Source organism: Streptosporangium minutum, assembly GCF_002149035.1.
Lineage (GTDB): Bacteria > Actinomycetota > Actinomycetes > Streptosporangiales > Streptosporangiaceae > Streptosporangium > Streptosporangium minutum.
This window is the reverse complement of the sequence record NZ_NGFP01000291.1, coordinates 1-11,127: the sequence shown is the minus strand read 5'-3', so window position 1 is coordinate 11,127 and position 11,127 is coordinate 1. Positions and strand designations below refer to the sequence as shown.

The 11,127-nt window shown below is 72.1% G+C and carries 9 protein-coding genes; all 9 read left to right on the top strand.

Annotated elements, in window-relative coordinates:
* Positions 1-148: 148 nt before the first annotated feature.
* Complete coding sequence (locus CA984_RS38375) at positions 149-1,507, top strand: ABC transporter substrate-binding protein (RefSeq protein WP_086578298.1); 1,359 nt, start codon at positions 149-151, stop codon at positions 1,505-1,507.
* Positions 1,504-2,460, top strand: a complete 957-nt coding sequence (locus CA984_RS38370) for a carbohydrate ABC transporter permease (RefSeq protein WP_086578297.1) — start codon at positions 1,504-1,506, stop codon at positions 2,458-2,460. The genes CA984_RS38375 and CA984_RS38370 overlap by 4 nt, the downstream gene beginning before the upstream one ends.
* Positions 2,454-3,323, top strand: coding sequence for a carbohydrate ABC transporter permease (locus CA984_RS38365; protein ID WP_086578296.1), 870 nt, complete (start codon positions 2,454-2,456; stop codon positions 3,321-3,323). Before CA984_RS38370 ends, CA984_RS38365 begins: the two co-directional genes overlap by 7 nt.
* The gene (locus tag CA984_RS38360; RefSeq protein WP_086578295.1) at positions 3,320-4,480 is read left to right on the top strand and encodes a mandelate racemase/muconate lactonizing enzyme family protein; all 1,161 of its coding nucleotides are present in this window, start codon (positions 3,320-3,322) and stop codon (positions 4,478-4,480) included. The genes CA984_RS38365 and CA984_RS38360 overlap by 4 nt, the downstream gene beginning before the upstream one ends.
* A 16-nt stretch (positions 4,481-4,496) precedes the next feature.
* Positions 4,497-5,177, top strand: coding sequence for a GntR family transcriptional regulator (locus CA984_RS38355; protein WP_086578294.1), 681 nt, complete (start codon positions 4,497-4,499; stop codon positions 5,175-5,177).
* On the top strand, positions 5,174-6,607 hold the full coding sequence (locus tag CA984_RS38350; RefSeq protein ID WP_086578293.1) for an NAD-dependent succinate-semialdehyde dehydrogenase: 1,434 nt from the start codon (positions 5,174-5,176) through the stop codon (positions 6,605-6,607). Before CA984_RS38355 ends, CA984_RS38350 begins: the two co-directional genes overlap by 4 nt.
* Entirely contained in the window at positions 6,604-7,635 is a 1,032-nt protein-coding gene (locus CA984_RS38345; RefSeq protein WP_086578292.1) for a DUF2804 domain-containing protein, read from the top strand. Before CA984_RS38350 ends, CA984_RS38345 begins: the two co-directional genes overlap by 4 nt.
* Positions 7,636-7,646: 11 nt before the next feature.
* On the top strand, positions 7,647-9,398 hold the full coding sequence (locus CA984_RS38340; RefSeq protein WP_086578291.1) for a glycerol-3-phosphate dehydrogenase/oxidase: 1,752 nt from the start codon (positions 7,647-7,649) through the stop codon (positions 9,396-9,398).
* A gap of 234 nt (positions 9,399-9,632) precedes the next feature.
* On the top strand, positions 9,633-11,099 hold the full coding sequence (locus CA984_RS38330) for an FGGY family carbohydrate kinase (protein WP_086578289.1): 1,467 nt from the start codon (positions 9,633-9,635) through the stop codon (positions 11,097-11,099).
* Positions 11,100-11,127 lie beyond the last annotated feature (28 nt).

The following is an 11,127-nucleotide window of genomic DNA, read 5'->3' as shown; positions in this document are numbered from 1 at the left end:
GGCGAGGCCCTCGCCGCTCTCGGCGGCGGCTCCCCGCTCGACGGCCGGGAGATCGTCAAACTCGCGATCGACCCCGCCGCCTGAGCCTGCCCCCTTTCCCCAATCCCCCTTCCCTTCCTGTACAGCTTCCTTGAGAGGAGGACCGGCCATGCGCCGTTCCCTCCGGCTGGCCGCGGCAGCCACCGCGCTCGGCCTGACGATCACAGCTTGCGGCTCGCCTGCACCCGAGGTCTCCGCCGACGGCGGCGGGCTCGGCACTGCGGAGAACCCCGTGTCGATCAGGGTCATCGCCAACGACGCCTTCGCCAAGCAGTGGCAGGACCAGCTGGTCCCCGAGTTCAACAAGAAGTACCCGAACATCAAGGTCTCGGTGGACGGCGTGCCGTACAACGACCAGCTTCCCAAGACCATGCTGGAGCTGACCGGACCCACCGCGACGTACGACGTGGTGCTCGGCGACGACTCCTGGATTCCGCAGCTCGCCAAGACCGGCGGCCTGATGGACCTCAAGGCCGACGTGACCAAGTGGACCGACCCGGGCTACGACTGGGCCGACTTCAACCCCTCCCCGCTCGCCGCGGGCGAGTGGGAGGGCAAGCAGTACGCCGTCCCGGTCCGCTCCAACCTGCTGCTGATGCTCTACAACAAGACGCTGTACAAGAAGGCCGGCGTCAAGGAGCCCACGGCGGAGACGACGTGGGAGCAGTACTTCAAGGACGCCGAGAAGCTGGTCCAGGACACCGACGGCGACGGGAAGACCGACGCCTGGGCGATCGGCACCTACTTCACCAAGGACCCGCTCACCCCGACGATCTGGCAGACGGTCCTGAACTCCAACGGCGTGGCGCTGCTGGACGACAACCTCAAGGTCGCCTTCGACAACGAGACCGGCGTGAAGGCCCTGCAGACCCACGTCGACCTGCTGAAGTACGCCCCGCCGGGGGCGAGCACCTACCAGTTCAACGAGCCGCTCGAGGCCTTCCGCCAGGGCAGGACCGCCACCATGTTCATGTGGGGCAGCGTCTACAAGGGCTCGGCGGTGGACAAGGCGTCCACCACGCTGACGCCCGAGGAGGTCGGCGTCACCACCCTCCCGGCCGGTTCGGCCGGTCCGGGCGCGCACCGCGGTATCTGGTCGGCGGGCGTCGCCAAGAAGTCGCAGCACCCGGCCGCCGCGTGGACGTGGCTGCAGTGGGTCACCTCCAAGGAGGGCGAGAAGTTCACCGGGAGCGCGTTCGGAACGTTCCCCGCGCGTAACTCCTCGCTGGACGGCACCCCGCCGGCCGAGTGGGCCGTCCCCGTCTACAAGGCGCTCAAGGACGGCTACACCGTGGTGGACAAGAACAAGATGTGGCGCCCGCGGCTCCCCGAGTCCGACGCGGTCCAGCAGATCCTCGCCCTGCAGACGAGCCGGGCGATGTCCGGTCAGGCGACCGCGGAACAGGCGATCGACCAGGCGGCGAAGGACGTCACCGAGCTGCTGAAGTCCAAGGGCTACCAGCAGTGAGTGTCTCCACTCCCGCGCGCCGGACGGGGGCCGCCAAGGCCCCCGTCCGGGGTTCCGGGAACACCCCCGGACGGCGGTTCCGTCTCGGCGAGCCCGGCACCGCGTGGTTGTTCATGACCCCGGCGCTCGTCCTGCTGGCGGGCATGCTGCTCTATCCGATCTTCTACACGCTCTGGGTGAGCTTCTCCGACTTCGACCTGGCGCTCTTCCAGCCCACCGGCTGGGTGGGCTGGAAGAACTACGAGGCGGTCCTGAAGGACCCGGGCTTCCTGGAGTCGCTCAAGGTCACCGGGATCTACCTGGTGATCGCGCTGCCGCTGCAGATGATCCTCGGGTTCGCCATCGCCTTCCTGCTCAACGTGGAGTGGCGGGGCCGCGGCGTGCTGCGCGCGCTGTTCCTCATCCCGATGGTGGTCGCGCCGGTCGTGGCCGGCGGTATCTGGCGGATGCTGCTCGACCCGCTCTGGGGCGTGGTCAACTACACGCTCGGCCTGGTCGGCGTCGGGCCGGTGGAGTGGATCGGTGACCCGACTCTCGCCATGGCCAGCGTCATCCTGATCGACACCTGGCGGTGGACGCCGTTCGTGGTCCTCATCGCCGCGGCCGGGATCATGGCCCTGCCCGGCGACGTGTACGAGGCGGCGAAGTCCGACGGCGCCACCCGCCGGCAGACGATGTGGCACGTCACGCTGCCGCTGCTGGTGCCGGTGATGGCCGCGGCCTTCGTGGTCCGCTGGCTCGGCGCGGTGAAGATGTTCGACATCGCGCTCGCCGCCACCAAGGGCGGCCCCGGCAACTCCACCAACGTGGTGAACCTCTACATCTACGAGAAGGGGTTCCGCGGCCTGGAGTTCGGCTCGGCCTCCTCGATGGCCACGCTGGTGCTGATCATCACGATGATCCTCACCTACTTCCTGTTCCGCATCAGCCGTCGTCTGGAGAACCGATGGTGAGCACCACCGCCCCGGCGCCGAAGGGCCGCGGGACCGGCCGGAGCAGCCTGGGACGGATCGCGACGATCGCCGCCGCGATCCTGGTCACGCTGGCCTTCCTGTACCCCGTGATCTACATGGTCAGCATCTCGTTCAAGCTGCCCAAGGACATCTTCACCGTCCCGCCGAAGTGGATCAGCACGGTCACCTTCGACAACTACGTCAGCTACTTCAACCAGGCCCGCATCCTGCCTCGCATGATCAACACGATCATCGTGGCGGCGGGCGCGTCGATCATCTCGATGGTCGCCGGGTCGATGGCCGGGTACGCGCTGTCCCGGATGCGGATGCGCGGCGCGGGCGTCGTGGGCGGCCTCATCCTGGCCTCGCGCGCGGTGCCGCCGATCGCGCTGGTCGTGCCGATGTTCCTGGTGGCCCGCAAGCTGGGGCTGACCGACCAGTACATCACCGTGATCCTCGCCTACGTGACCTTCCTGGTCCCGTACGTCGTCTGGCTGATGCGCGCGTTCTTCAAGAGCCTGCCCAAGGAGCTGGAGGAGGCCGCGATGATCGACGGCTGCTCCCGGTTCGGGGCGTTCTTCCGGATCATCGTGCCGTGCAGCCTCACCGGAATGGTCTCCACTCTGATCTTCTGCATCATCCTGGCCTGGGAGGAGCTGCTGTTCGCCCTGATCCTCACCAACGACAAGGCCGTCACCATCCCGGTGGCCATCGCGGGGATCGCGGCCGACACCGAACACGGCGGGCTCTGGGGCCCCCTGGCCGCCGTGGGCACGCTCACCGTGCTTCCTGTGGTGATCTTCGCCCTGGCCGTGCAGAAGTACCTGATCAAGGGTCTCGCGGACGGAGCGACCAAGGGATGAGAATCCGAGATGTCCGGGCACGCCTCATCGAGCTGCCCTACCCGCGCCCGTTCGTCCCGTCGTGGGCTCCCGAGGGCGCCCACCGCAGCATGTCCGCCGTGATCGTCGAGGTCGAGACCGACGAGGGCGTGATCGGCGTCGCGGGCGGCGACATGGGGCACGACACCGGGCCGCTGCTGCTGGAGACCATCAGGGGATGGATCCGGCCCCGGCTGGTCGGGATGGACCTGTTCGCCACCGGCCACATCGCCAACCACCTGCGCTACGTGGCCGAGTACGTCTTCCCGCGCCCGTGGGTGGTGGGCGTGGCCGTCTGGGACGCGGTGGGCAAGGCCTGCGGCCGCCCGCTGTACAAGCTCTGGGGCGGGCACGCCGGTAAGGTCCGCGCCTACGCCAGCTTCGGCGAGGTCCGCGCTCCCGAGCAGCGGGCCGAGGACGCGCTGCGCGTGGTGTCGGAGGGCTTCACCGGGGTGAAGCTGCGCGTCCACGCCGACACGGTCGCCGAGGACGTCGCCCAGGTCGCGGCGGTCCGCGAGGCCGTCGGCCCGGAGGTCGCCATCATGGTGGACGCCAACCAGGCGGCGGCGCGCTGGCGCTACCGGCCCGACGGCAGCCGCATGCTGTGGGACTTCGACAGGGCGCTGACCACCGCGCGGGAGCTGGCCGACCTGGGCGTCGCCTGGCTGGAGGAGCCCCTCCCCCGCCACGACTACCGCGCGCTGCGCGAGCTCACCGCGGCCTCGCCGATCCCCATCGCCGGAGGCGAGCACAACCGGGGCATCGGCCAGCTCGTCCGGATGCTGGAGGACGACTGCTTCACCATCTACCAGCCGGACGCCAACGAGAGCGAGGACATCGCCGCCCTGCGCGACTTCGGCGCGATGGCCGCGGCCAAGCACCGCCGGGTCATCCCGCACGCCTGGGCCACCGGACTCGGCGTGGCGGGCAACCTGCAGCTGTGCGCCGCGCTGCCCAACTGCGACTGGCTGGAATACCCCTACGATCCTCCAGTGATCATTCCGGAGGTTTTCCACGTCATGCTCACCGAGCCGCTCCTGCCCGATTCCACCGGGCTGGTAGCCGTTCCGGACCGTCCCGGTCTGGGTGTAGAGCTGGACCACGCGGCGATCGAGCCGCTGACCGTCCAACGGGTCTGAGGGGTGTCTGAGACCGATGACAGAGATGTTCCCCCCGCCGGATCGGCCGCAGCCGTTCCGCACCAAGGCAGAGCTCGCGGCCGACCACATCAAGCAAATGATCATGTCGGGCCAGGCCCCGCCCGGCACGAAGATCCTCACCAGGGTGGTGGCCCAGGCCGTCGGCATCAGCGACACCCCGGTACGTGAGGCCATCAAGCAGCTCGTCTCCGAGGAGTGGCTCGTCGAGCGCCCGCACATCGGCGCGGTGGTCGCCGACTTCACCGTGGAGAACGTGCGGGAGCTGTACGGCATCCGCGCCGCGCTGGCCTCCCTGGCACTCCAGCTCCACCCGGCCCCGCTCAGCGGTCAGAGGCTGCTGGCGATAGACGAGGTCCTCGCGGCCTCGGCCGTGGCCATCGACGCCGGCGACGTCGCCTCGTTCGCCCGGCTGAACCGCCGGTTCCACTCGCTGATCTGCGACACCGAGCAGTCCCGGCTGGTGCACCGGATGCTGGTGGGCCTGTGGTCGAAGACCGAGACGGCCCAGCGCGGCTTCCGGCTGGTCCCCTGGCGGCTTCCCAAATCCCACGCCGAGCACGTGGCGATAAGGGACGCGCTCGTCGAAGGGGACATCGCCCGCGCGAGCGAGTTGCAGCACGCCCACGAGACGGCCGCGATGAACGCATTGATCGAAGCGATGGACGGTGAGACGTGAAGACAGGACAGGCCCTCGTCGGAGGGCGCTGGCGGGACGCGGCGGCGCGTTTCCCGGTGACCGACCCGGCGACCGGCGAGACGATCGCCGAAGTGGCCGACTGCGGCGGGAGGCTGACGGCCGAGGCCGTCGACGCGGCGGCCTCCGCGCTCCCCGCCTGGCGCGCCATGCCCGCCCACGAGCGCGCCGCGATCATGCGCCGGGCCGCCGAGCTGCTGGCCGGACGGGCCGGGGCGATCGGCGCGGTCATGACCGCCGAGCAGGGCAAGCCGCTGGCGGAGGCCACCGGTGAGGTGGTCGCGGGAGCCGACCACCTCCTGTGGGCCGCCGAGGAGACGCGCCGCGTGTACGGCGAGACCATCCCCTCCACCAGCACCGACACCCGCATCTGGCTGCTGCCGGAACCGGTGGGCGTCGTCGCGGCGATCACCCCCTGGAACTTCCCGGTCTCGATGATCACCCGCAAACTGGGCCCGGCCCTCGCCGCGGGGTGCACGGTGGTGCTCAAACCCTCCGAGCTCACCCCGCTGTCGGCCATCGCGGTCGCCGAGTGCCTGACCGAGGCGGGCTTCCCGCCGGGCGTGTTCAACCTGGTCACCACGGCCCGGCCGCAGGAGTTCGCCGAGGTGATCATGGCCGATCCGCGGGTCAGGAAGATCTCGTTCACCGGTTCGACGGCGGTCGGCAAGCACCTGATCCGGCAGAGTGCCGACGATGTCAAACGGCTCAGCGTCGAGCTGGGCGGCCACGCCCCGGTGCTCGTCTTCCCCGACGCCGACGTGGCCGCCGCCGCCGCGGGCGTGGCCCGGAGCAAGTTCATGAACGCCGGCCAGGCCTGCACGTCCCCCAACCGGATCTACGTGCACGAGTCCGTCGCCGCGGAGTTCACCGACGAGCTGGTCAAGCTGGCCGAGGCGATCACCGTGGGCAACGGCGCGGACCCCGGCGTCACGATGGGCCCGCTGATCGACGACCGGGCGCTCGCCAAGGTCCGGCGGCACGTCGAGGACGCGCTCGCGCACGGCGCCCGGCTGGCGACGACCCGCCGGGAGGGGCCCGGCAGGCTCCACCCGCCCACGGTCCTGACCGGCGTCACCGACGAGATGCTCCTGTGCCGGGAGGAGACCTTCGGCCCGGTCGCCCCGGTCCTGACCTTCGGCGACGGCGACTCCGCCGAGGAGGTCGTGGCCAGGGCCAACGCCACGCCGTACGGCCTGGCCGCCTATCTGTGGACGCGCGACCTGGCCCGGGTCGTGCGCGTCTGCGAGGACCTGCAGTTCGGCATCGTCTCGGTCAACGGAGCCCCGCTCGCCCCGCCGCAGGGGCCGTTCGGCGGGGTCAAGGGCAGTGGATACGGCCGCGAGGGCGGCCATCACGGAGTGGAGGATTTCGTGGAGTACAAGTACGTCAGCGTGGGGCTGGGCCGATGACCGGAGACGCCGCCCCGGCGAAGGACGTCTCCCGCCGGGTCACCGAGCGGGAGATCACCACCCGCGTGGACCTCTGCCGTCCCGACGGGCGCCTCAACCCGGCCGCCGTCGGCTGGAGCCGTACCCCCCTGCACCGGACCAACATCCGCGGCTGGGGCCGCACGATGCGCTGGGAGTACTGGTGCCTGACCAGCCCCGAGCACGTCTTCGCCTTCAGCGCCTCCAGCCTCGACTACCTGGCCAGCGAGGGGGCGTGGTACCTGGACCGGACCACGAGGAAGGACGTCTCCAGCCGGAGCCTCATCGTGCCGAGCCGGGGCACCTCCTTCTCCGAGCGCAGCGGCGAGGGCAGCGTCCGGATCGGCAAGGGGTCGCTCAGGATCGCCGTCGACGAGACCGCCGAGGGCACCCGGCTCCGGCTGAAGTCGCCCGAGTTCGACGCCGACCTGATGGTCCACCGGATCGAGGGCAGGGACAGCCTGGCGGTGGTGGTGCCCTGGTCCTCCCGGCGCTTCCAGTACACCGTCAAGGACCTCGGGCGGCCCGCCGAGGGCACGCTGGTCGTCAACGGCCGCCGCATCAAGCTCTCCACCGACGACACCCTGGCCACCCTGGACCACGGGCGCGGACGCTGGCCGGGCAACATCCTGTGGAACTGGGGCGCGGCGGCCGGACGGTCCCGCGGGCGCGAGGTCGGCGTCCAGATCGGCGGCAAGTGGACCGACGGCACCGGCAGCGTCGAGAACGGCCTGTTCCTCGACGGCCGGCTGCACAAGATCAGCGAAGAGCTGGTCTGGCGCTACGACACCTCCGACTGGATGGCGCCCTGGAAGATCACGGGTGAGCGGGTGGACCTGGAGTTCGTCCCCGAGCACGTCCGGTCGGCCGACATCACCCGGCTCTACCTGCACAGCCGCGAGGACCAGGCCTTCGGCCACTACCGCGGCACCGTCATCGCCGACGACGGGACCGCCGTCGAGATCGACAACCTGTACGGCTGGGCCGAAGAAGTGCAGCGGCGCTGGTGAGGGAGCGAGAGATGACATCTGCCCACGACGGGCCCGAGCCGTTCGCTGCCGGGCTGCCCTTCGGAGCCGGCGCCGCGCTCGACCCGCTGCGCCGCGACTGCGACCTGACCGAGCTGACCCGCGACCTCCTGGACGTCCTGGTGGTCGGCGGCGGCGCCACCGGCGCGGGAGCGGCGCTCGACGCGGCCTCCCGGGGTCTGACCACCGCCCTGCTGGAGGGCGGCGACCTCGCCTCGGGCACCTCCAGCAACTCCAGCCGCCTGCTGCACGGAGGCGTGCGCTACCTGGAACAGCTGGAGTTCGGGCTGGTCCGCGAGGCGTTGCACGAGCGCGGCCTGCTCCAGGACCTGGCGCCGCACCTGGTGCGCCGGATGTCCTTCCTGTACCCGCTGACCCACCGGGTGTGGGAGCGCGGCTACGTGGGGGCCGGGCTGACCCTCTACGACGCCCTCGCCGGGATCGGCGACCGGCACGGCTTCCGCCGCCACCGCCACCTCACCCGGCGGGCCCTTCTCAGGCAGGCGCCCCAGCTCCGACCGGACGCCGCGGTCGGCGCGCTGTCCTACGACGACGGCCACGTCGACGACGCCCGGCTGGTGCTCGCCCTGGCCCGTACGGCGGCGCGTGAGGGCGCCACCGTGCTCAGCCGGGTCCAGGTCACCGGCCTGGCCACCCGCCCCGGGCACACCGTGGCCACCTGCACCGACACCCTCTCCGGGGAGCAGTTCACCGTCCGCGCCCGCCGGGTGGTGCTGGCGACCGGTCCCTGGTCGGGGCTGACCCAGAAGATGCTCGGCACCGGTCAGGTGCGCGTGCGGGCCTCCAAGGGCGTGCACCTGGTGCTCCCCCGCGAGCGGCTGCCGATGGACAGCGCCCTGATCGCCCGGACGCCCAGCTCGGTGCTGTTCGTCATCCCCACCGGCGACGTCGTCCTGCTCGGCACCACCGACACCCCGTGGGAGATCGGCCCCGGCCCGGTGCTGCCCACCGGCGCCGACGTCCGCTACCTGCTGGAGCAGGCCAACCACTGGCTGCGCGAGCCGCTGGTCCCCGAGGACGTGCTCGGCGTCTACGCCGGCCTGCGTCCGCTGGTGGACCAGCCCGACCGGCAGAAGACCCAGGCGATCAGCCGCGAGCACGTGGTCAGGGAGGTCGCGCCAGGCTGCGTCGTCGTGGCCGGCGGCAAGCTCACCACCTACCGGGTGATGGCCCGCGACGCGGTCGACGCCGCCGTCGCCGGGCTGCCCGCGCCCCGCGCCTCCGCCACCGAGCACCTCGGGCTCGTGGGCTCCAGCGGCTTCGCCCAGGCCTGGGCCCGCCGCGACTCCGCCGCCCTGGCCGCCGGGCTGCCGGTGCGGGCCGTGGAACGGCTGGCGCGGCGCTACGGCTCGGACTACCCCGCGCTGCTCGCCATGGGGCGCCGGGACCCCGCGCTGCTGGAGCCCGTGCCCGGCGCGCCGTCGCTGCTGGCGGCCGAGGTCCTGTACGCCGCGCGGCACGAGGCCGCGATGACCGTCGACGACGTGCTGCGCCGCCGCAGCCGGGCCGGCCTGGAGACAGCCGACGGGGGTGCGGGCGCCGCGCCGCACGTGGCCGAGCTGCTGGCGGGCGCGCTGGGCCGTACCGGGAACTGGGCGGCCGAGCAGGCCGAAAGCTACGCGCGCGCGGCCGGCGTGACGCGCTCGGCGCTGGCCACCTCGGACGACGCCGAGCTCGTCCCGCTGCTCGCCGACCTCGCCGACCGCTGGAGCGGCGCCGCATGACCCACCGCCGCACCGCTCACGCCGGCACCGGCCCGACCCGGTCCCGGGGAGGCGCCGCATGACCCGCCACCGCACCGCTCACGCCGGCACCGGCCCGACCCGGTCCCAGAGGAGGGGCCGCATGACCCGCCACCGCACCGCTCACGCCGGCACCGGCCCGGTCCGCCCCCAGAGGAGGGGCCGCATGTCCTGCCACCGCACCACCGAACCGACCGGCCTCCGGGGAGGCACCGTATGACCGTTCTGGCCATCGACGCCGGGACCACCGGCGTCACCTCACTCGTGATCGCGCAGGACGGGCGCGTCCTCGCCCGAGGCCACCGCGAGTTCCCGCAGCACTTCCCCGCGCCCGGCCTCGTCGAGCACGACCCGGACGAGATCTGGACCGCCACGCTGCAGGCCTGCTCGGACGCGCTCGCCGCGGCGGCCGTACCCGTCTCCTGCATCGGGCTGACCAACCAGCGCGAGACCGTCGTCCTGTGGGACCGCGCGACCCTGCGGCCGGCGACCCGGGCGATCGTCTGGCAGGACCGCCGCTCCGCCGGGGAGTGCGACCGGCTCCGGGAGCACGAGCCGCGGATCCGCGAGCTCACCGGGCTCCCGCTGGACCCCTACTTCTCCGCCACCAAGCTGGCCTGGCTGCGCGGGAACCTCCCGGAGGTCTGGGCCGGGGTGCGGGAGGGCCGCGTCGCGATCGGCACGGTCGACTCCTACCTGCTGGCCCGGCTCACCGGCGGGCGGCTGCACGCCACCGACCCGTCCAACGCCTCGCGGACCCTCCTGTTCGACCTGGCCACGGCCGGCTGGTCCGCGGAGCTGGCCGAGCTCTTCGACGTGCCGGAGGCCGCGCTGCCGGAGATCGTCCCGTCGAGCGCGCTCATCGGCCGTACCGCGCCCGACCATTTCCTCGGGCTGGACCTGCCGATCTGCGGGGTGGCGGGAGACCAGCAGGCCGCGCTGTTCGGCCACGCCGCCTTCACGCCCGGTGCGATGAAGTGCACCTACGGCACGGGCAGCTTCCTGCTGGTCAACACCGGCGACCAGATCGCTCCGGCCGGCTCGGGACTGCTGTCCACCGTCGCCTGGCAGCTCGGCGGCGACCCGGTCCAGTACGCCGTCGAGGGATCGGTGTTCGTCACCGGAGCCGCGGTGCAGTGGCTGCGTGACGGGCTGGGCGTGATCGACGACTCCGCCGACAGCGAGCGGCTGGCCGCGTCCGTGCCCGACAGCGAAGGGTTGATCTTCGTTCCGGCCCTGACCGGCATCGGTACCCCGCACTGGGACCCGCGGGCGAGAGGCGCTCTGCTGGGCATCACCCGGGGCACCACCGGGGCCCATCTCGCCCGGGCCGTCCTCGACGGCATCGCCTACCAGATCCGCGACGTCGTCGAGGCCGTCAGCGGCACGGCGGGCATCCCCGTGTCCCGCCTGGCGGTGGACGGCGGGGCCGCGGCCAACGACCTGCTCTGCCAGATCCAGGCCGACCTCCTGGGCCGGCCGGTGGTGCGGCCGGAGACGACCGAGGCCACCGCCCTCGGCGCCGCCTTCCTGGCCGGCCTGGCGGGCGGCGTCTGGGGCGACCTGGCGGAGATCGCCGAGGTGCGGGGCGGCGGCAGGGTCTTCTCGCCCCGTGAGATCCCGGAGGACGGCTACCGGCGCTGGCTCGAAGCGGTGGACGCGACCCGGCGGTTCGGGTCGTGAACCCGCTCCCCGCCCGGCGTCCCCGGCA